We start from the raw sequence: 20461 nt of genomic DNA, 5'->3' as shown, positions 1-20461 counted from the left end.
TAGCGAATGCAATTAGCGCAGCAGTTAGAACAGGCATTATGTTCACAGCCGTTTTCTCAACTAGGTGTTTTAGAAGACAAAGGAGAGTACTTACTTCGCGTTTATCGTCCAGACGCAAAGTCGGTGACAGTCAAGTGGGAAAGTGCAGCGCTAGCAGACGTTACTCTGCAATCTAACGGTGGTGGTCTTTACGAAGGGCGTATTTCACAGCTACAAGCGAAGGCCCTGTATCGCGTTTTTGTCGACAGTGACAACGCGCAATTCGATTATGTCGATCCTTATCAATTTACTGACAATGCCTTTCATGCTGTTCATTATATCGATGCTAGTCCCGCAAACTTGTATCAACAAGCTGGTGCACAGCTAATCTCGCTTGGTGACGAACAGGGCACCACGGTAGCCGGTGTCAGATTTTGTGTGTTTGCGCCAAATGCCTCATCGGTATCTGTTATTGGTGACTTTAATGGCTGGGACGGGCGCTTACACCCAATGGAAAAAACCTCAATGGGTTACTGGGTTTTATGTGTTCCAGAGCTAGCTGAAGGTGAGCGGTATAAATACCAAATTAAGGATGCGAGGGGCCATGACCTACCGCACAAAGCTGACCCGTTAGGGTTTAGCGCTGAGCAGTATCCCTCACACGCGTCAAAAGTGTACAACCACAACAATTATGAGTGGGGTGACAGCACTTGGATGTCAAAGCGTAGCGTTAATAAGTACGAAACGCCAATGAGTGTTTATGAAGTGCATTTGGGGTCGTGGAAGCGTCCTGGTGATGACAGTGACGCGCGCTATCTCTCTTATCGCGAACTCGCTGACGATCTCATTGGTTATGTCAGTGATATGGGATATACCCATTTAGAATTACTCCCTATTTCTGAGTTCCCTTTTGACGGTTCTTGGGGCTACCAACCCGTGGGTATGTTTGCACCTACAAGTCGCTTCGGTAATCCAGACGAATTTAAGTACTTTGTTGACCGATGTCACCAAGCCGGTATCGGCGTTATCATAGATTGGGTGCCTGCGCATTTTCCAGAAGATGGTCACGGTCTTGCTCGCTTTGATGGTTCGTGTGTTTATGAGTATGAAGATCCTCGCAAGGGATGGCATCCCGATTGGAACTCGTGTATTTACGACTTTGGAAAAGACACCGTCCGTCAATTTCTAGTCGCTAATGCGCTGTATTGGTTGGATAAATTCCACGTAGATGGTTTGCGTGTCGACGCAGTCGCTTCAATGCTATATCTGGATTATTCACGTAATGACGGCGAGTGGATCCCGAATGTAGATGGCGGCAACGAAAACTACGAAGCGATTAGTTTACTTAAGTGGATGAATGAAGAAGTGTACAAGCATTTCCCTGATGCAATGACCATTGCGGAAGAGTCCACTTCTTTTCCTAAAGTATCCCGTCCTGTATTCGACGGTGGGTTAGGGTTCGGTTTCAAATGGAATATGGGGTGGATGCACGACTCCCTTCACTATATCGCCAAAGACCCTGCTTATCGCAACTATCATCATGGCGACATTACGTTCAGCATGGTGTATGCCTTTGACGAAAATTTTGTGCTGCCCATTTCTCACGATGAAGTCGTTCATGGAAAGGGGAGTATGTTGCGTAAAATGCCTGGTGACGAGTGGCAACAAGCCGCAAACCTTCGCTGCTACGCAGGCTTCATGTTCGGTCATCCAGGTAAAAAACTCAATTTCATGGGCAATGAGCTTGGACAATCACGCGAATGGAATCATGATGCGAGTTTAGATTGGCACTTACTTGACTTTGATAAGCACGCGGGAATACAAGCACTTTACAGAGCGCTAAATCATCTCTACAAAAATACTCCAGCGCTATATGAACAGGACCATAATCCTGCAGGGTTTGCGTGGATTGATCACAATAATGCAGAGCAGAGCGTAGTCTCTTTTGTCCGCTCTGCGAAAAACGGCCGTCAAAAGGTATACGTAGTATCGAATTTCACGCCGGTGCCACGCAACAATTTTAGAATTGGCGTGGATGATGCTTGCCGTTTGACGTTAGCACTTAATACTGATGATAGTGCTTATTGGGGGAGCGGTTACGCGGTTGTGGAACACGTAACATCGACACCAACACCGTGGAACGAAAGACAGCATTCAGTAGAGATTAATTTGCCGCCGCTTTCTACTGTGTTTTATGTCACAGACGCTCAATAAATTTCACACAATCACATAGTTTAAGAGAGACAAGTGAACGAACATCGCAAAAATTTGCTTGCTGCAGAACATAGTGTGGGTGAGGCGTTTCCTCTTGGGGCAACGCCGACACCTGATGGATGCAATTTTGCAGTTTATGCGCCCGATGCGAAGGCCGTTATACTGTGCTTTTTTAACAAAGATACTGAAGAAGCGACCGTTGAGCATGTACTGCCTGAGAAAACCGGTGACATCTGGCACGGCTATTTTAGCGGTGTAAAAGCAGGGCAATATTATGGGTATCGCGTAGAGCGTGGCGAGGGCGGTCTTCATGCTGCAAACACGCATAAACTGCTCATCGATCCTTATGCTAAAAAGCTTAGTCGCCCGATAAAGTGGGATGCCAGACAATACAAGCATGATTCTCAATTTATGATACCTAAGTGTATCGTTATTGATGATGAAAACTATGCCAAGCCAGTCATAACCTCACCTAAGGTACCCAAGCACAAGCGTATTGTTTATGAAGCGCATGTCAAAGGACTTACAAAGCTACACCCGGACGTACCAAAAGCGCACCAAGGCAAGTTTCTAGGCGCTGCTCATCCCAGTGTTATTAAGCACGTGAAGGCATTAGGTATAACAACAGTGCAGTTCATGCCACTTTGTTCGTTCATGCCTGAGCCCTTTATTACCGAGAAAGGATTAACCAACTACTGGGGATATAACCCAGTAAACTTCTTTGCTCCAGAGCCGCGCTATGGCGTCAGCGACGCATTAGCTGAATTGCAAGAGATGGTGGCAGCATATCACCGCGCTGGGCTAGAGGTTATTGTGGACGTTGTGTTTAATCACACCGCTGAAGCAGGGAAGGGAGGGCCGATACTGTCATACAAAGGCTTTTGCCCTTATCAAGCTTATCTCCTAGAGCAAACTAAAACGGGTGAGTTGGTTTATTCGAATCATTCAGGCTGTGGCAATACAATTAACACCGCACAACCTTTTATGATGGGACTGATTTTAGATGCAATGCGCCATTGGGTATCGGTTATAGGCGTAGACGGTTTTCGCTTTGACCTTGCTGTAAGCCTAGGGCGTGAACCTCAGCAATACAATAAAAAATCCGGACTATTGCGTGCTATTAGCAGTGACCCTGTGCTGAAAAATAAAGTGTTGTTGGCTGAGCCTTGGGATATTGGACCAGGTGGATACCAGGTTGGCAATTTCCCTTCTCCATGGCTTGAGGTGAATGATAAATATCGCGACACCGTGAGAGCGTTTTGGCGTGGTGACGACGGCGTAACAGCTGACTTTGCGACAAGGTTGATGGGGTCGCGGGATATCTTTCATAAAGGTCATCGCCATATCAGCACGTCAGTAAATAATATCTCGTACCATGATGGTTTTACACTTCACGACATGGTGACCTACGCAGAGCGTCATAACCTAGACAATTTGGAAGAAAATCGCGATGGGCACGGGCACAACCTGTCAGCCAATTATGGTGTTGAAGGGGAAACATCAAACCCAGACATTATTGCTATGCGCGAGAGACAGAAACGCAATTTGTTTGCCACACTGATTTTCTCTCAAGGTACGCCGCACGTACTTGGTGGGGATGAACTAAGTCGCACGCAAAAGGGTAACAACAATGCCTATTGCCAAGATAATCCCATTAGTTGGTTTAACTGGGAGCTTAATAAGCGAAAGCAAGATTTCTTGCGTTTTTGTCAGTATGTCATTCGATTGCGGCAATCGTCGTCTTTATTAAGCGAGCTCAAGTTACACGATGATACTTATCATTTGTCGCGAAACGTTAAGGAAATAAATTGGTATAAACCAGACGGTTCCGATAAGGCGTCAGAAGACTGGAATGCTTTGCACAACAAAGCGTTTGGCGTAGAGATTAAAGGGTGTGCTTCGGGAACACAAAAGCCAGAGCATTGGTTTTTATGCGTCAATGCGAGCGAAAATGATGTACGCTTTCACTTACCGTCTGTTTTACCACGAGGTGGATGGACGATGCATTTAGATACGCGTTATGCGTCACTTGAAGAGCAGCCTTCAATTTGTATCCAGAAAGTATTTCTTCAGGCGAGTTCGTCGTTGACATTGTTCAGTTTCGCCAGCTTTGACGCATAGCACCAAGCTTAATTACGCATCGTTTTAGGTATGACATACCTAAAAATAGTAAAAAACGTGGCGAATACATTTACCATTGGCGACAAATACGGCATACCGTACTAAATTGTTGATGTTTGGCTGTTCTTTATTAGTTCAGGTGGTATCATGCGCTCCCATCTGAAATGTGAGGGTGTTCCTATGCAAAATAAAGGTGGTAATTCGCACGATGATAATGCGTGCGACATTGGTTTTATCGGTTTGGGGGTGATGGGTAGCAACCTAACCATGAACCTCGTTGATCACGGATACCGCGTAGCGTGTTTCGATTTAGATCAAAACAAAGTTGAATCCATTCTAGCAAAAGACGCAAGTGAAAGAGGTGAAGACACTGAACCTCGCGTTGAAGGCTGCAGTTCTTACACCGAGCTTTTGAGCAAATTAAAAGCCCCTCATCTTATCATTATTTCTGTGCCAGCGGGCGACCCGGTAGATCATGTTTGCAACCACCTAATTGATGCGGGCATTCACGCTGATGACATTGTCGTAGATACCGGCAACAGCTTATGGACAGACTCTGTTGCACGTGAAGAGCAATATAAGGGTAAGTTTATTTTCTTCTCTACCGCTGTTTCGGGTGGCGAAGTAGGTGCACGTTTCGGTCCTTCATTAATGCCGTCGGGCAACCCGTATGCCTGGACACGCATTGAACCCGTTTTAAAGTCAATTGCCGCTAAAGTTGATCCTGAAACAGGCAAACCTTTAGAAAGTCACACACCAGGAAAGCCGGTGTTAGAAGGCGAGGCATGTGCAACATACATAGGGCCTGTTGGTGCGGGACACTATGTGAAAATGGTACACAACGGTATTGAATATGCTGACATGCAGCTTATTTGTGAAACGTACCACGTAATGCGCCAAGCATTACACATGGCGCCTGCTGAAATAGCTGAAGTTTTCCGTCGTTGGAATGAAGGCAAACTAAATAGCTACCTAATGGAAATTAGCGCCGAAGTTCTTGAGCAACTTGATCCAGAAACCAAGCAGCCCCTTGTTGATGTTATTCTCGATAGAGCCGGGCAGAAAGGCACAGGGCTGTGGACCGCAGTGAGTGCGCTTCAAGTTGGTAGCCCTGCGCAAACCATTACCTCTGCTGTATTTGCTCGTAGCATCTCAAGTTTAAAAGAGGAGCGCATAGCGGCAAGCAAAGTACTAGCTGGTCCTGATGCCCCAGTGTTCAATGATGAACAGAAAATGTCTATCATTAACAAGCTTGAACAAGCGTTATACTGCTCTAAAATTTGTGCCTATGCTCAAGGTTTCCAGCTTATGGCAATGGCAGGCAAAGAGCACGGCTGGACGTTGGAGTTTGGTGAAATCGCAAAAATTTGGCGCGCTGGTTGTATTATTCGCGCCGTATTTCTTCAGTCGATCTCTAAAGCGTACGAAAACAATGAAGACTTGGCCAACCTGCTTATGGATCCGTATTTTGCAGAGCAAATCACTCAATACCAAGCAGACTGGCGTGAATCAATAGCACAAGCAACGCTAGCTGGAGTGCCGTGCCCATCGATGATGTCGGCGTTGAGCTACTACGATTCATATCGTACTGCTGTGTTACCCGCTAATTTGCTGCAAGGGCAGCGTGATTATTTCGGCGCGCATACTTATCAACGTATAGACAAGCCAGCAGGTAAGAAGTATCACATCGAATGGAGTGATCCTTCACGTCCACAAACTGCTATTAAAAAATAGTACTCGAGCTTAAAACGAACAGCGCGCTTAGATAATTAATTTTAGGCGCAACAAAACTATTCAAAGGTGTATTTGGCAGCAAGTACACCTTTTTTCATTGTAAGAGGTAATGTATGTCAAGAACGAATACCCAATGGCGTGACACGCTCAGTGAAGAAGAATACCGCGTATGCAGAGAGGCGGGCACAGAGCGACCATTTACGGGCGCGCTGCTCGATGAAACGCGAAATGGCCTATATGTGTGTAAGTGTTGCGAGGCACCATTGTTTCCGTCGGATACCAAGTTTGATGCTGGTTGTGGTTGGCCATCTTTTTACAAACAGTTAGAAGATGGAAATGTTGATTATCGAGAGGACTTATCTCATGGCATGCGACGAGTAGAAATTTTCTGTAAGCAATGCGGTTCGCATTTAGGTCACGTTTTTCCGGACGGTCCTGAGCCAACGGGGCAACGTTACTGTGTGAATTCAGTTTCAATGACCTTTAAGGGTGAAAATAACACCGTAGTAAAAGGCTAGCGCCACGCAGCTTGACCTGAAATAAGGTAAACATCTGGTTAAAAAGTGAGCGCTTTTCGTAGTCACTTTCAAAATGATATAAAAAACCGCCTATAAAAGGCGGTTTTTTTGTTTTTAGTAATGAATTTTTGTGAAAGTAACTTTCAGAAATTAGAGTTTATTTAGCTTAAGTTTTTCGGCGTTGAACGTGTTGCTGTTTAACGCGCTTGTGATGTCATCAATAATGTTGTTCAGAATATCAACAGGGAGATCATAGGTTTTGCCTAGTTGTTCGCGCTGAATAGTCGGTAATGCATCATCAAACTCTTCTGCAACGCCATACCATACGTAAGCTAATCGATAGTTTTCGCTATCCATACCAATGCTTGCTAGTGAATGGTAAATACCAATATCAATATTGTCGCTGTCAGTGTATAGACCTAACGCTCGATACAGAGTTGTTAAGGCACGCTGTTGATCAGTTTTAATTTGCACAGAGGCAAGAGAAACTAATAGTTCGGGGTCGGTCACGCGGTCACTCGCGGCAAAGCGCTCAAAGCGATGAAACGCATCTTGGTCGTTATATCGTGTCCAGTGGTAATAAGAAAGGTAAGGGTCAAGGGAGGTTTTAGTCTCTCGGCTTAACCGTTTTATTTCGTTGCGCGCGGTAATTACGCCTTTTAAGCGTGTGGCTTCTTTACCTTTGCGTTTAACATGTTCTATATGCTGTACCTCTTCGACACATTCTAAATACTCTTCAAAATGCAATAACAGAGGATACTTATAGGCATCGTCTTTATTGTCTTGATTGTAATATCGAAGGCGAATGATATCGGCACGCTCAAAACGGCACCGTGCATCTAAGCTTAAGTCTAAGCATAGCTCACTGTGCGTTTCGCAAATCTCGCTGATCGTCGGTTCAAATAAATCACCGCACCCCGCTAAAAGGGGTACTGTTAAAATACCTGCCAACACCGTTCTTATTTTATTGCGCCAGTTTGTTGGAAACTTACTAAATAATGCAGCGTTCAACGCGCTTTTTATGGGCATTATGAAACTTATCAACAATTTGGTCATCCTTGTGTGTTTATTTAAGATACTGCTCGTCACCGTCAGACGAAACCTCACCTAGTGTACCCTAAAAATAATAAAAAGCTGACGTGCAACTAACGCAATTTTTTATCGATGAAGGCAGAAGCATGAATCAACAGTTTGAGCAGGAATTACAAAGCAGCTGGCAAGAGCGTCAGGAATACGCGGAAATGATGTTGCCCCTTATTGGTAAGTTATACCGAAATAAGGCAGTAGAAATTTCAGTTTATGGCCGCTCGCTACTTAACGCTAGTGCCATTGATGTTATTAAAGCGCATCGCAAAGTGCGCCTGCACGAAGGTATTAAACTACGTTTACGTGAAAGCTACCCAATTTTAGAAGCGTTAAGCAATATGCAACTTGCGCCAGCGCAAATTGATATTGGCAAATTAGCCTTCGATTTCCATTATGGTTCTGCGGTTGACAACAACGACCTTACGGCCTACCTCAACGAAAAACTAAATGACGTTGCCGGTAAAGAGGACGATCAGAAGCCTCAAGACGTTGTACTATATGGTTTTGGCCGTATAGGTCGTTTATTAGCGCGTTTGTTAATTGAGCGCCAGGGGAAAAATAATAAACTTCGTTTGCGCGCTATCGTAGTGCGCGGCGGTCGCGATGGCGATCTTGAAAAGCGTGCAAGTTTACTGCGTCGCGATTCTGTACATGGTCCATTCAACGGCAGCATCACTATTGATCACGAGCGCAACGCACTTAAAGCAAACGGCTCGTACATTCAGGTGATCTACGCTAACAGCCCTGATGAAGTAGACTACACGCAATATGGAATTGATAATGCAATCATTATTGATAATACAGGTATCTGGCGTGATCGCGATGGTCTAGGTCTTCACCTAAAAGCGAAAGGCGCTGCAAAAGCAATTTTGACAGCCCCGGGCAAAGGTGACATCAAAAACATCGTTCACGGTGTAAACGACGAAGAAGTTACAGCAGAAGACACCATTGTTTCTGCTGCGAGCTGTACAACCAATGCTATTACGCCAGTGCTTAAAGCGCTTGACGAAGAGTACGGTATAGACAACGGTCACGTTGAAACCGTGCACTCTTACACTAACGACCAAAACCTTATCGATAATTATCACAAAGGTGACCGTCGTGGTCGCAGTGCGCCATTAAACATGGTTATCACTGAAACAGGGGCGGCAAAAGCTGTGGCGAAAGCGTACCCTAAGTTGGCAGGAAAGCTAACGGGTAACGCAATTCGCGTACCTACCCCTAATGTGTCATTGGCTATCCTTAACTTGAACCTTAAGACATCGGTAGACCGCGTTGCAGTAAATGAGTTCTTGCGCGATACGGCGTTGTTCTCAAAACTTCAACACCAGATTGACTACACTGCAAGTAAAGAGATTGTATCAACAGACTTGGTTGGCTCTCGCGCTGCATCGGTAGTTGATTCTCAAGCTACAATCGCAGCAGATAACCGCCTTACACTTTACGTGTGGTATGACAATGAATTTGGTTATAGCTGTCAGGTACTGCGCGTTGTACGTGATATGGCTGGATTAAGCTTTCCTACGCTGCCACTTTAAGCAGCAAAAAGGTTCACCCAACGCGGTAGTTAACCACTAAATTGTTCAAAAAACCGACCCTCAAGGTCGGTTTTTTATTGGTGTAAACAATTTGTTTACTTTTAGTGTGATAAAACCCTCTTGTCCGCGTGGTATTTGTATTGGTGTCTATGCTAAATTAGCGCACAAATAATGAGGAAAACGACAGTCTATGCATATCTCAAGTCAATTCGACAGCGGCAACATTGAAGTTGTTAAGGCGCAATCACCAGAAGACATTCGTCTTGCTATTCCCAAAGACAATCAGTCAGAGTTTGCTCAGTGGTTCCATTTTCGTTTAGTCGGTGAAACCTTTGTTACTCACACAATGACAATCGAAAATCTAGCGAAATCTGCTTACCCTGAAGGTTGGAAGGGGTACAACGTTCTTGCATCTTACGACCGTCAAACATGGTTTAGAATTCCAAGTGATTTTGACGGCGACAATCTTTCATTCTCACTAACGTTAGAACAGCCTAGTGTGTACTTTGCGTATTTTATTCCGTATAGCTACGAGCGTCATTTGGACCTTGTGCACGATGCGCAAATGTCACTGTTGTGTGAACATCGATTCTTAGGTCTTACGCTCGATGGCCGCGACATGTCTTTGCTTGTGATTGGTGAAGAAACACCTGAAAAGAAAAAGGTGTGGATCACTGCGCGTCAGCATCCTGGTGAAACGATGGCTGAGTGGTGCGCAGAGGGCATTATTTATCGCTTGCTCGACGAGCAAGATGGTTTGGCGCGACAGTTGCTTGATAACGCTGTATTTTACATTGTGCCGAACATGAACCCTGATGGAAGCGCGCGAGGTCACCTTCGTACTAATGCTGTAGGAACTAATCTAAACCGTGAATGGGCAACGCCGAGTGCAGAAAAAAGCCCAGAAGTTCTTTATGTGCTAAATGCTATGTCTGAAATTGGTGTAGATATGTACCTAGATTTGCACGGTGATGAGGCATTGCCGTACAACTTTGTTGCGGGCAGCGAGGGGAACCCTAGTTACAACGACGATATTAAAGCGCTAGAAGACACCTTCAAATCAGCACTGTTAAATGCTACGCCTGAATTCCAAGATGAATTTGGTTATGACAAAGATGAGCCGGGTAAGGCAAATCTTACCGTGGCGTCAAATGCGGTTGGTGAAAAGTTCAAATGTATGGCATATACCGTTGAAATGCCATTTAAGGATAACGCTGATGTACCGGATGATGTCTACGGCTGGTCTGTTCAGCGCAGTCGACAGTTAGGTGAAGATTTACTTATTGGCGTTAATGCGGTAGTAAAAAAGCTGAAAGGCTAAGAAAGTATAGTTAGAAGCTTGAGCTTCTGTTAAAAAGGCCTCTTTAAGAGGCCTTTTAGTGCGTTCAAAGTCGCTTTTTGTATTGCAGTTGGGTTGCCCTAAACGCTCTCGAATCAAAAAGCTACGACAATAATCACAATAAATAAGTAATCATAATAAAAAAGGGGAAGTACCTTGGAAGGGTTATACGGTTTTCTAACGATGTTAGATGGCTTTCTAGGAGGCGCGTTTTGGTTTCCTTACGTGCTATTAGGCGTCGGTCTATTTTTCACTATCTATCTTAAGTTTCCACAAATTCGTTTCTTCAAGCACGCGTGGCAAGTTGTTACGGGTAAATTCGACAAAGAGAGCGATCCAGGTGATACCACGCATTTTCGTGCGCTAACCACGGCATTATCAGGCACGGTAGGAACCGGTAATATTTCTGGCGTAGCTTTCGCTATCTTTTTAGGTGGCCCAGCAGCATTATTCTGGATGTGGGTTACTGCATTTTTAGGTATGACGACCAAATTTGTTGAGGTTACGCTTTCCCATAAATATCGTGTGAAAACAGAAGATGGCACTATGGCTGGTGGCCCTATGTATTACATGGACCGTCGCTTAAACATGAAATGGCTAGCGGTTGCATTTGCCATCGCCACAGTTGTTAGCTCTTTTGGTACGGGTAACCTTCCTCAAAGTAATGGTATTGCGCAAAGTATTGAGGCGACATTTGGCTTTGAGCCTTGGATGGTAGGGAGCGTGCTAGGTATTCTACTGGCGCTGGTTATTCTTGGTGGTATTCAGCGTATTGCCGCGTTTACCGCGCGAGTTGTGCCTGTGATGGCAGTGATTTACCTGATTGGTGCGCTGGCCGTTATCTTAGCGAATTTAGAAAATATCGGTCCTTCGTTCGCAAGTGTAATTGGTGATGCGTTTACTGGGTCTGCAGCTGCGGGTGGCTTTTTGGGTGCGTCTCTTGCTTATGCTTTTAATCGTGGTGTAAACCGTGGTCTGTTTTCTAACGAAGCGGGTCAGGGTTCTGCGCCAATTGCTCACGCAGCCGCAAAAACCAAAGAGCCAGCCTCTGAAGGTATGGTGTCGTTGCTTGAGCCTTTCATCGATACGATTTTGATTTGTACTGTAACGGGCCTTGTTATTTTGTCTTCTGGCGTGTGGAAAGAAAAACACGAGAATGTCTTTGATCGCTCGGATATGTTGTTTGTAGCGGGTCAATATGATGACACCAAGCAGGCCGATGTCGATAAGCTATACGGTTACCTTAATGAAGTTGAGGGCAATGCAGTAGAAGCTTATACGGGTTCAATTACCGTGGTTAATGGCACAGCAGTAAGCGATGGCTTTACGTTGCTAAATTCTCGTTCAGTAGCTGAAGATGTAAAATATTCCGTTGGTAGTGAAGATCTTTTCACGGGTACGTTGAAGATTGTCGATGGAAAGCCAGTTAAAGAGAACTTAGAAGTAAGCGGTAAGTCTCTAGTGCATTCTGCTGCATTGACTACTATCGCGTTTACCCGCGGTTTCTTTGGAGATTTTGGGCAGTACATTGTGTCTATCGGCTTAATGTTGTTTGCGTTCTCAACGGCTATTGCTTGGTCTTATTACGGTGATCGCGCTATGACTTACCTACTAGGGCCGCGTTCAGTTATGCCTTATCGCGTCATTTATGTTGCCGGTTTCGTTTGGGCAGCGTTCTCTGATACTACTCTTGTGTGGGCGTTGTCTGCTGTTGCCATTGTGGTAATGACCCTACCGAACCTTTTTGGCATTATGCTACTTTGCAAAGAAATGAAAGAAACGGTAAACGATTACTGGAGCAGACATAAGAAGTAGATTGTCTATACAGTAAAGGGCATTTGCCCTTGCTAAATGCGTGTTCAAGCCTTCGATTCTGTTGTGCTTAACACGCATTTTTTGTTTTTAAAACGGTGTAATCGACTTCATTGTTGCCATTAAGTTAAGTATGATACTCGTCCGCGTAAAAACGAAGAGTGCTAGGCACAACGCGTTTATCTCTCGCACCTAACAAACAGGAGCAACATATGGCATTAGTTGACTGTCCTTCATGTAATAAGAAAACGTCTGATAAGGCGAAAACATGTCCTCAGTGTGGTTTTAAGATTGGTGATGCAACGTCTGAAGATATAGAGCGCAAACAAAGCTTACAGCGATTTCAGAAGTTACAAAGCATTCAAAACCAGTCGCTACTTGCAATGTTAATTTTTGTAGCGAGTTTCGGTTTTATGTATTGGGGTGGAACCCGCCCTGGTGATCTGCAACACAACCTAGCAATTTTAGGTGCGGTAGTGGGCTTTGTATGGTACCTCGTAAACCGCGCACGTATTGTTTACATTAAGCGTTTTTCCTAAATGAATATAGATGCATTATTAGCCAGCATGACGCCTGAGATTTTCGAGCGTTTGCGCAGTGCCGTGGAAACTGGAAAGTGGCCTGATGGCACGCCACTAAGTGAAGAGCAAAAAGCAAGCAGCATGCAAGCTGTCATGCTTTACCAGTCAAAAGTTGAGAAGTCTTCTGAGCATATGACCGTAGGTGAGAGTGGTGAAATTGTCCATAAAAGTAAGTCGGACTTTAAGCGCTCTTTAAATGAACCTCAAGATGATAAAAATACTATAGCGCGGTTTAAACAGGATGATATTTAGTCGACTATTTGCGCCTGCACATGCAAGCTCAAAGCCTGAGAAAAGGATTCAGGCCATAGAAAGCCTTTCACCAGAAAAGGCAACAGAGAAAACAATTCTTCATGAGTTGGCATTTAACGATGATAATGCCGACGTAAGTTTAGCAGCGCTTAACAAGCTAAATGTGTTTGCACTTTGGCTGAAAATGTCGCAAATCGCTAGATCACCAAAGGTAAAGCGAGTTTGTGAGCAAAAAGTGAACGACGCTATTTTGGGGCAAAGTGACATCGCCCTTCGAGCTGATGAAAAGGCCAGTTTCCTTACAGAGTCAGCCAATAGTGAACTTATTATTCAGATTGTACAGCGCGATCCCAGTTTGTTAGATGACGATGAATTGTCTAAACAACTGATGACAAAAATCAGTAAGCCTTCGTTCACGCAGTTCGTATTTTCAAACACGAGAAGCGAAGCACTTCGCCAACATATCGTTAACGAAGAATCTGATGTAAATGTGCTTCAAAAGCTAACCAAGAAAGTGCGCGACGAATCTATACGAGCGCACATAGATGCACGTATAGACGCTATCAGATTGGCTGATCAAAAACCTGTAGAGCTAAAAAAGCAGCTCACGTTATGCTTGTCCAAATATCAGGCGTTACTGGATAAACCTGATGTGCAATTTGTCATTGAACAACAGGCACATTTGGAGAGTGAACTCAAAGGCCTTATGTCTCAGTGTGATGTACTTGATACCCAAGACAAAGCGTTATTTGAAGAAAAGCAGGCACGCATTGCAGAGCAAGTCGAGCGCTATCTAGCGCGAATACGTCCAGCATGGGAAGAGCAACAAAAAGCGTTAGAGATAGCCAATACAAAAGCGTTATGTGACCAACAACTTGACTACGCCACGCAGCAAGTGAATTGGCTTTTCCAAGAGCGTTTATGTGATGCGACGTTAGCTGATGTGGCGACCGTAAACGAGAGCGTTCGTGGACTTGAGGCAACCATTGAGCAATTGGGACGCTTAATGGAGGGCGGCATTAGCGATAAACGCCTTCGTGCATACAGTGATGTTGTTGCAGGGCTCAATGAAAAGCTCGATTGCTTTTCAATGCAACAGCAATATGGACAAAAATTGCTAGTTCGCTTGCAAAGTTTAGAGGAACTTGCTTCGAAGATAGATGCACAAGACGGTGACGTTGAATCGACACTCTTGATTGAATTTAATGAATCCAAACAAGGTTATAACGAAGTAAAAAGTGCGCTTATACAACTGCCAAACACGTTTGCACAGCGTTTTAATACAGCGAATAAACGAGTAAACGCCAAAGCGAAAGCGTTTAAAGCAAAACAGGCATCGTCGATCAATGCCATTAAAAAGCAGCTAACACTTATCGATAACTTGATTGCGCAAGGCAAGTTTCGCGTTGCTATGGCAAAGTTCAACAAGTTAAAAGTGAGTTTTGAAACGTTGTCAGAAAGTGCAAAGGTGTCATTGGAGAAGCGTTATCAAAAAACCTGTGAAGATGTCTCTCGTTTAGCTGGTTGGCAAGATTACCTAGCAGCACCTAGGAAACCCGCTTTGGTTGAAGAAGCGAAAGCACTGGCTGAGGCACCTGCTGAGAACATCAAAGCCCGCAGTGATGCAATTAAGTATCTTCGCCAGCAATGGTTGTCGCTTACCAGCATTCAAAGCGAAAACAGTGAAGATGACACGCTTCAGCAAGCGTTTGATAATGCGCTAGAGCAAGCATTTGAACCGTGTCGTGCATACTATGCAGAGCTTGAAGCGAAGCGCAGTGAAGCACTAGAAACACGCCAACGTATAATTAAAGCGGCACAAGCTCTTGACGTTGAAATGCCAGTAGCGGAGCTTGCCAAAGCGTATGACAGATTATCAAAGCAGTGGCATTCGGCAGGACAAGTTGAGCGTACTGCGTATGAAAACCTAAAACACGAATGGAAAGCAGTTTCCTCAGCGTTGGTTGACAAGGTCAACGCGTGGCAGCGCGATAATCAACAGCAAAAGCGCGCGCTAATTTCAAGTGTAAAGATGCTGTTGGACAATGAAGACATGGCTAATGCAGCGACTGAAGCACAACAACTTCAGGCTCAGTGGAAGCAAGTTGGTCATGCGGGTAAACGCGAAGAGAGTAGGCTCTGGGCTGAGTTTAAAGCGGTTAATGATGCTGTTTTTGAAAAGTTGAAAACACAGCGACAATCACAAAGCAGTGCGTTTGATAAACAAGCCAGCGAATTGGATGCAGCCATTGCTGTAATTGACATCCACGCCTATGACTTTGACGAAAGAATTCATGCGTTGTTAGAAAGTGCGCAGTCGTTGCCTAAGGCGCTGCGTACTAAGCTAGAAAAGAAGATCGCACGCCTTGAGACTAATCGCGACGAAGCAGAGCTAAACAAGCAAGAGCAAGCACTCAAGCAAAAAGTGAATGCACTTGTCTCGTTGGTTCAATCGAAAGTGACTGATTTAAGTGAAGATGAAGCGTCACTTAAAGCCACGTTAGGTAAACGATGGACTTCCCTATTAGAACACTCTACTCAAGTGGATGACACATCGAACACTTTGCATGACAGGCAGTGGCTTACTGTTGCGTTAGAAGTGAGTACAGATATGCCTAGTCCTGAACAAGATGCCTCTATACGTTCGAGTGTACAGCTTCAGATGATGACAGCAAAACTTGAACAAGGTGTGTCTTCAACGGCGTCCGACATTTTAGCCGATTGGTTAACGGTGGCGACGATAACCGAATCTGATAAACCGTTTATACAACGATTGAGTGCTGTGCTGAATGCGCATCCAGAGGTGCTGGCATAAATGGAAAATACGGTAGAGTTTGAATTCGAAAGCGAAATGTCAGCGTACCGATTTCTCAATACTGCAAAGCATATTGATGCTGAAGGGTTAAAAGTGAAATTTGGTCGCAGCGATCATCACGTGAGTGTTAAGTATCGCTATATACTCGGGCAGTTTGATATTACGTTAAGCACCTTAGATGATCTCGCACGAGAATTAGGCGGTCAGGAAGTGTAGTGAAAGCTTGCTTTACAGACAGAAACAAAAAAGCCAGACAATGTCTGGCTTTTTCATCGGTGATTGTCTAGCAATCTTTATCTTCAGCGTCTACGCCTTCTTTCACATCTTCACAAGCGTCTTCTACTGCGTTACCTGCATCAGTAACAATTTCGTCTAGCTCTTCACCTGCGTCTTCTGCTTCACCATCACCACATGCGGCGAGTGAAAGAGCAAAAGCTGAAGCAACTAGTACCTTTGACAAATTTTTAAATGAAAACATATCCTTACTCCTTTTCCTTGAATTAAATCTTATCTAGACCTTAGGCGATCGACCACGTAGTGCATTTGCGATAAGTGAAATTACTAGCAGCGCGATAAACACAAAGAATAGAAACTGTGCGATACCTGTTGCTGCACCTGCGATGCCTCCAAAGCCAAAAACTGCTGCAATAATGGCGATAATAAAAAATGTAATTGCCCAACCTAACATAGCTAAATCCTCTTATTGCTTCCGTTACATTCACAATAGGTAATGCTAACTTTATGCCTCTTTGCTATCTATATGTTTTATATGTGAAAACTTGAATTTTTATTTTTTTAAGTACGTGTTGTTGTCTCCAAAGCTATTCGGCTTTACAGTATTTTTTGCACTTTTTACACAGCTCACTTAACGTAGTAGTTTTACAGGTGAACGTGGTAATAATAATCACGACAAGGAGCGCGCTATGGCAAATACACACTCAGCTTTTATTGGTTTGATGCAACGAGCGAAAAACGTAAAGCGTTGGCCGCTAATGGCGCAATTCCAAGACGAGATGCTTTCTACCCACATTTACGAGGCATCTGTCGTCGCGCATATGTTGGGCGCGATTGCGTGTGATGTGTTTGGCGAAGATATAAATCCTGATCGCGTGGCGGCGATGGCGATTTTTCATGAGGGAAGCGAGATTGCAGGAATGAGTGATATACCAAGCCCCGTCAAGTATCACGATCCAGAAACTACAGCTGCAATAAAAAAACTTGAGCGCCGTTTTGAAGCAATGTTAATAAAAACGTTACCCGAAGCATTACAGGCTAGATACACACCGCTAATTGAGCAAGACAAGGACGATGAGCATGTTGTACTTGCAAAAGCCGCTGATGTGCTTTGCGCTTATCTTAAATGTGATTATGAACTTGCAAAATCGAACTGTGAATTTTCCAATGCTATGCAAGAAATGGAAGTACAGTTAAAGGGCTATAGAGATCGGTTAAAAGCCGTAGATTACTTTTGCCAAATCTTCTTAGAAGATGCTAAGGGCACGCTCGACGAACAGACCAAAGATCTTGAGTGGATTGAACGGGCGAATACACTACATTTAGACAGTAATTAGCGCTGTTTTTTGTTACTGCTGGAACACCGCTATTTCACGATGTTCCAGCGGTCGTAACGTATCATGCTCAGATTCATTGCTCAGATTAATTTGAAGCGGGGTTGTAGGGTAAAGACGATTGGTGAGCAACGATACGCAAATCACCATCGCTGTCTTTCACATAAGCAAAGGTATACTCAACCTTAGTTTCACCGCCAGAGGTGTCAGTAAAAAAATAATTGCCCATGGCTACTGCCATACGACAGCTATTATTGATAATGCCCACATTATCAAACTTAACATTGGTATAGGGCTTAATTGCAAAACCTTTGTCTTCAGCATATGCATCGTTACCCCCAACAAAGTAAGAGAGTGCTGCGTCGAAACTAGAGCGGAACTGATCATTAGCTGCCAAAGTAGGTTTAAATAGCACGCTGCTTAGATCGTATCCGTACATGTCTTGAATAAAATCAGCGGCCTCTAGGGCATAATCCCCGTTGTTTGAATATACGCTACCGATCCTAACAATACCGTTGCCCCACATTTTTTGTGCATTAACGACTTCTCTTTCCGTAATACACTCATCCGAATAGAGAAGCGCATTATCTATTGCCTTTGCTTGTAAGGTCGCATTTTTGTTTACGTTGGAATCAGCTACCTGCGTATTAGCCACCGCACTGCATCCCGTTGTCACGCATATTGTTGTCATTACCAAAGCTATTTTCGTAAATTGTGTTGATAGTGTTTTCATCGCTGGACTCCTTAAGTCTGCAAATACGTAAAACCTAATTCACTACCAACTCTTTAAGAAAGGAAGAATCGTAGTGACATGCTTTAAGGATATACAGCGTTGATGACATGCGCTTTCATGCAAGATTAAAAGCAGATTAACAGCGCATGAACCCACTTTTAGCTAGAGCCTGTTAATCAGTGATAAAAAAGCGCGATTTCACAAGTGAAACGCGCTTTACAACATAAGAAATTGGTTTAATTTTACGGTGCTAGTTTTTTGGTTTGAGAGGCTTTGCAAGTAGCTCAGATACACTCAGTGCGTTTTTTTGAAGCTCATTGGGACTATTTGCCATTTCTATAGTAATTGTGTAGTAAATGTTATTTATCTGAGTCTTCACTACGTCGTTGGACGTTGCGCCAGCCATGGGCTGGGCGACGTTGTCACAGCCAGACATAGTGCATTGTTTGTCATTTGGTAAGACTACAGGTTTATCATTAGTAGCCACAATTTCTCTTGCGAGAACTGGTTTTTTGTCAACGTTAGTTTTTTGTACCGCAAGGAATGTAAACCCTTCTTGCTGGGCTATTTCTGCCGCGCGATGTAAGGCGTATTGCTGAACCAAGTCTGCCGGGGTTTTGTCTGTTGCTTTGAAGCGCACTTGATAGGTATTGCCTGAAATCTTCTCACTTGAATAGCCATAGCCGCCCTTAGTTGTCGAAGCTTTATAAGGGGTAGGGGCTGCCACTGGCGTTGATGAGCATGCTGCGAGTCCTCCCAATACAAAAACGCTCGCGCAAAGTGCGCAGGCTCGCTTAGTGAAATTACGTTTTCTAGTGACATTACTCATCAGACAAATTCCTTGTACTTCGTGCTGATTTTATTGAAATAGCGATAGTAGCGCCGTGCGGCTGATCGCCATAAGTGCTTGATTTCGTCTTGCTTTAGGTTTTGCATCGCTGGCGCCTTTGTATGCGCCAACACCCGCGATACCTAAGATTGTTTCGGGTTTACCCATTAATAGTTTACATTGCCTCTTTGCTTGGGTAAGTGCAACCTCGGCATTGTGTTTTTGTACAAAGTAAGTATGTTCCTTTTCGGCAATTTCGCGAATATTTGACTTGATAAAAACATTCATTTCTCACTCCTTACTATAGTTAAGCAGTTTATTTGGCCTTTTGTGCTTGCAGCACCAAAACATTACTTAGTGCCTACGACTCGCTCTAAAAGCTTTATAACACGAGAAAAACTTAAGTATCCGTATGCGTTCTTTGCTAAGCGAAATAGGCCCCAGGCGGTGACCGCATTAAGCAGCAGTAAAATAAGAGAACTAGCAATAAAGTGAATGCCGAGTTCGTGAAAAATAGCAGCTAGTGCAATGTTGAATATGAGCCAACAAACGGTTCCCACAGCAAATGCAGATAGTGCGGCAAAAACAGTGACGAAAAACGACTTTTTAACGAGCACAAGTTCGCTGTTGACAAGTTCACAAAAGGCAAAGTATTGAGACTTTTTCTGATTCAGGGCGTTTTGCAATGAATCGAAAACATCGTTAAACGTAGGGTCAGGATAGGGCTGATTGACCCTATCTTCAGTTTCCGCCTCTTTCTCTTCAGCGAAAAAGAGCGTGCTCGCCCTCGGAGCAGTTAACTGATATGGATTTGCCGGGCTCAATATAAATTGAGCCCGGCGGAAGTCAGGTGCGAAGGCCATGACTATTTTTTGCGTAGTAGAGACGTTACTAGCATACCTGCGGCAAATGCAATACCCGCAGTTGCTACTGGGTTTTCAATCGCATATGCACGGACCTTAGACGCATGCCACTTTTTCTCTGCAAGGCGTTTTCGCGCAGACATATTTTCAGCAGAAGACGCTGCGGTCTTGCGAATATTCTCTTCAGCGATACCTGCGCTGTCAGCTAATTTATCTACCGACGCATGTAGTGTCGCTTGTAGACTATCTGTCACCGGATGTGCAGGCTCTTTAATGCCATTTGTCTGCGCCGCACCGTTTGATTTACCTGCATGAGAGCGAGTAGAAGTTTGCGTAGCCATAATATTCTCCTTAAATTTTATGGGTTCACAGTAGGTGCTGCAACGCTTGTACCAAGCTTTTGTTATATTTAAGTGTTTGAATTATATGGGGTATGTTTTTTTCGCAAGGGGCGGGGAGGGCGTCGCTTTGAAACAGTC

Annotated in this window: 20 protein-coding genes; 12 read left to right on the top strand and 8 right to left on the bottom strand. The window is 44.3% G+C overall.

What is annotated here, in order from left to right:
• Window positions 1-6 precede the first annotated feature (6 nt).
• From glgB to msrB, 4 genes are all read left to right on the top strand, one after another.
• On the top strand, window positions 7-2193 hold the full coding sequence (gene glgB / locus OZ660_RS11965) for a 1,4-alpha-glucan branching protein GlgB (RefSeq protein ID WP_274741059.1): 2187 nt from the start codon (window positions 7-9) through the stop codon (window positions 2191-2193).
• 33 nt (window positions 2194-2226) lie between these two features.
• Window positions 2227-4314: a glycogen debranching protein GlgX gene (gene glgX, locus OZ660_RS11960; RefSeq protein WP_274741058.1), complete on the top strand. Its 2088-nt coding sequence runs from the start codon at window positions 2227-2229 to the stop codon at window positions 4312-4314.
• Window positions 4315-4494: 180 nt separating this feature from the next.
• Window positions 4495-6048, top strand: coding sequence for an NADP-dependent phosphogluconate dehydrogenase (gene gndA, locus OZ660_RS11955; RefSeq protein ID WP_202261791.1), 1554 nt, complete (start codon window positions 4495-4497; stop codon window positions 6046-6048).
• Between the two features lie 113 nt (window positions 6049-6161).
• Window positions 6162-6566, top strand: a complete 405-nt coding sequence (msrB, locus tag OZ660_RS11950) for a peptide-methionine (R)-S-oxide reductase MsrB (RefSeq protein WP_274741057.1) — start codon at window positions 6162-6164, stop codon at window positions 6564-6566.
• A 150-nt stretch (window positions 6567-6716) separates the two neighbouring features.
• Here msrB and OZ660_RS11945 read toward each other — a convergent pair whose 3' ends face one another.
• On the bottom strand, window positions 6717-7595 hold the full coding sequence (locus OZ660_RS11945) for a DUF2989 domain-containing protein (protein ID WP_274741056.1): 879 nt from the start codon (window positions 7593-7595) through the stop codon (window positions 6717-6719).
• Window positions 7596-7744: 149 nt separating this feature from the next.
• Here OZ660_RS11945 and OZ660_RS11940 point away from each other — a divergent pair, with 149 nt between their 5' ends.
• The 7 genes from OZ660_RS11940 (at window position 7745) to OZ660_RS11910 (ending at window position 16205) form a co-directional block, all read left to right on the top strand.
• Window positions 7745-9190, top strand: coding sequence for a glyceraldehyde-3-phosphate dehydrogenase (locus tag OZ660_RS11940; RefSeq protein ID WP_159626034.1), 1446 nt, complete (start codon window positions 7745-7747; stop codon window positions 9188-9190).
• 190 nt (window positions 9191-9380) lie between these two features.
• On the top strand, window positions 9381-10511 hold the full coding sequence (locus tag OZ660_RS11935) for a M14 family metallopeptidase (protein WP_202261790.1): 1131 nt from the start codon (window positions 9381-9383) through the stop codon (window positions 10509-10511).
• Between the two features lie 174 nt (window positions 10512-10685).
• The gene (locus OZ660_RS11930; protein WP_274741055.1) at window positions 10686-12344 is read left to right on the top strand and encodes an alanine/glycine:cation symporter family protein; all 1659 of its coding nucleotides are present in this window, start codon (window positions 10686-10688) and stop codon (window positions 12342-12344) included.
• A 209-nt stretch (window positions 12345-12553) separates the two neighbouring features.
• Complete coding sequence (locus OZ660_RS11925) at window positions 12554-12880, top strand: zinc-ribbon domain-containing protein (protein WP_159626028.1); 327 nt, start codon at window positions 12554-12556, stop codon at window positions 12878-12880.
• Window positions 12881-13174, top strand: a complete 294-nt coding sequence (locus OZ660_RS11920; RefSeq protein WP_159626026.1) for a YeaC family protein — start codon at window positions 12881-12883, stop codon at window positions 13172-13174.
• A complete protein-coding gene (locus OZ660_RS11915) occupies window positions 13164-15989 on the top strand; it encodes a DUF349 domain-containing protein (RefSeq protein ID WP_274741054.1) in 2826 nt (941 codons plus the stop codon). Before OZ660_RS11920 ends, OZ660_RS11915 begins: the two co-directional genes overlap by 11 nt.
• On the top strand, window positions 15990-16205 hold the full coding sequence (locus OZ660_RS11910; RefSeq protein ID WP_274741053.1) for a hypothetical protein: 216 nt from the start codon (window positions 15990-15992) through the stop codon (window positions 16203-16205).
• A gap of 67 nt (window positions 16206-16272) precedes the next feature.
• On the opposite strand, the gene OZ660_RS11905 is transcribed toward OZ660_RS11910, so the two are convergent.
• Both OZ660_RS11905 and OZ660_RS11900 read right to left on the bottom strand, forming a co-directional pair.
• The gene (locus OZ660_RS11905) at window positions 16273-16467 is read right to left on the bottom strand and encodes a hypothetical protein (protein ID WP_014949833.1); all 195 of its coding nucleotides are present in this window, start codon (window positions 16465-16467) and stop codon (window positions 16273-16275) included.
• Between the two features lie 33 nt (window positions 16468-16500).
• Window positions 16501-16677 carry a DUF1328 domain-containing protein gene (locus OZ660_RS11900; protein ID WP_159626020.1) on the bottom strand — a complete coding sequence of 59 codons (177 nt, stop codon included), beginning with the start codon at window positions 16675-16677 and terminating at the stop codon, window positions 16501-16503.
• Between the two features lie 235 nt (window positions 16678-16912).
• Here OZ660_RS11900 and yfbR point away from each other — a divergent pair, with 235 nt between their 5' ends.
• On the top strand, window positions 16913-17560 hold the full coding sequence (yfbR, locus tag OZ660_RS11895) for a 5'-deoxynucleotidase (RefSeq protein WP_159626018.1): 648 nt from the start codon (window positions 16913-16915) through the stop codon (window positions 17558-17560).
• 85 nt (window positions 17561-17645) lie between these two features.
• On the opposite strand, the gene OZ660_RS11890 is transcribed toward yfbR, so the two are convergent.
• The 5 genes from OZ660_RS11890 to OZ660_RS11870 form a co-directional block, all read right to left on the bottom strand.
• A complete protein-coding gene (locus OZ660_RS11890; RefSeq protein ID WP_274741052.1) occupies window positions 17646-18290 on the bottom strand; it encodes a phosphoribosyl-AMP cyclohydrolase in 645 nt (214 codons plus the stop codon).
• A 250-nt stretch (window positions 18291-18540) separates the two neighbouring features.
• Window positions 18541-19119 carry a CC0125/CC1285 family lipoprotein gene (locus OZ660_RS11885; protein ID WP_274741051.1) on the bottom strand — a complete coding sequence of 193 codons (579 nt, stop codon included), beginning with the start codon at window positions 19117-19119 and terminating at the stop codon, window positions 18541-18543.
• 30 nt (window positions 19120-19149) lie between these two features.
• Complete coding sequence (locus OZ660_RS11880) at window positions 19150-19407, bottom strand: hypothetical protein (protein WP_274741050.1); 258 nt, start codon at window positions 19405-19407, stop codon at window positions 19150-19152.
• A gap of 62 nt (window positions 19408-19469) precedes the next feature.
• A complete protein-coding gene (locus OZ660_RS11875; RefSeq protein WP_274741049.1) occupies window positions 19470-19982 on the bottom strand; it encodes a hypothetical protein in 513 nt (170 codons plus the stop codon).
• Window positions 19983-19984: 2 nt separating this feature from the next.
• On the bottom strand, window positions 19985-20323 hold the full coding sequence (locus OZ660_RS11870; protein ID WP_159626010.1) for a DUF883 domain-containing protein: 339 nt from the start codon (window positions 20321-20323) through the stop codon (window positions 19985-19987).
• Window positions 20324-20461: the final 138 nt, after the last annotated feature.

This window comes from Alteromonas sp. 009811495 (assembly GCF_028865455.1).
In the GTDB taxonomy this organism is placed as follows: Bacteria; Pseudomonadota; Gammaproteobacteria; order Enterobacterales; family Alteromonadaceae; genus Alteromonas.
This window is presented reverse-complemented; position numbering and strand designations above follow the sequence as displayed.

Excerpts from the sequence above, each read along its gene's own strand:
- OZ660_RS11915 (WP_274741054.1), top strand. The coding sequence starts at position 13,164 with ATGATATTTAGTCGACTATTTGCGCCTGCACATGCAAGCTCAAAGCCT.
- OZ660_RS11890 (WP_274741052.1), bottom strand. The coding sequence starts at position 18,290 with ATGAAAACACTATCAACACAATTTACGAAAATAGCTTTGGTAATGACA.
- yfbR (WP_159626018.1), top strand. The coding sequence starts at position 16,913 with ATGGCAAATACACACTCAGCTTTTATTGGTTTGATGCAACGAGCGAAA.
- OZ660_RS11945 (WP_274741056.1), bottom strand. The coding sequence starts at position 7,595 with ATGCCCATAAAAAGCGCGTTGAACGCTGCATTATTTAGTAAGTTTCCA.
- OZ660_RS11925 (WP_159626028.1), top strand. The coding sequence starts at position 12,554 with ATGGCATTAGTTGACTGTCCTTCATGTAATAAGAAAACGTCTGATAAG.
- OZ660_RS11885 (WP_274741051.1), bottom strand. The coding sequence starts at position 19,119 with ATGAGTAATGTCACTAGAAAACGTAATTTCACTAAGCGAGCCTGCGCA.
- msrB (WP_274741057.1), top strand. The coding sequence starts at position 6,162 with ATGTCAAGAACGAATACCCAATGGCGTGACACGCTCAGTGAAGAAGAA.
- OZ660_RS11880 (WP_274741050.1), bottom strand. The coding sequence starts at position 19,407 with ATGAATGTTTTTATCAAGTCAAATATTCGCGAAATTGCCGAAAAGGAA.
- OZ660_RS11910 (WP_274741053.1), top strand. The coding sequence starts at position 15,990 with ATGGAAAATACGGTAGAGTTTGAATTCGAAAGCGAAATGTCAGCGTAC.
- OZ660_RS11940 (WP_159626034.1), top strand. The coding sequence starts at position 7,745 with ATGAATCAACAGTTTGAGCAGGAATTACAAAGCAGCTGGCAAGAGCGT.
- OZ660_RS11920 (WP_159626026.1), top strand. The coding sequence starts at position 12,881 with ATGAATATAGATGCATTATTAGCCAGCATGACGCCTGAGATTTTCGAG.
- OZ660_RS11905 (WP_014949833.1), bottom strand. The coding sequence starts at position 16,467 with ATGTTTTCATTTAAAAATTTGTCAAAGGTACTAGTTGCTTCAGCTTTT.
- OZ660_RS11935 (WP_202261790.1), top strand. The coding sequence starts at position 9,381 with ATGCATATCTCAAGTCAATTCGACAGCGGCAACATTGAAGTTGTTAAG.
- OZ660_RS11900 (WP_159626020.1), bottom strand. The coding sequence starts at position 16,677 with ATGTTAGGTTGGGCAATTACATTTTTTATTATCGCCATTATTGCAGCA.
- OZ660_RS11875 (WP_274741049.1), bottom strand. The coding sequence starts at position 19,982 with ATGGCCTTCGCACCTGACTTCCGCCGGGCTCAATTTATATTGAGCCCG.
- OZ660_RS11870 (WP_159626010.1), bottom strand. The coding sequence starts at position 20,323 with ATGGCTACGCAAACTTCTACTCGCTCTCATGCAGGTAAATCAAACGGT.
- glgB (WP_274741059.1), top strand. The coding sequence starts at position 7 with ATGCAATTAGCGCAGCAGTTAGAACAGGCATTATGTTCACAGCCGTTT.
- gndA (WP_202261791.1), top strand. The coding sequence starts at position 4,495 with ATGCAAAATAAAGGTGGTAATTCGCACGATGATAATGCGTGCGACATT.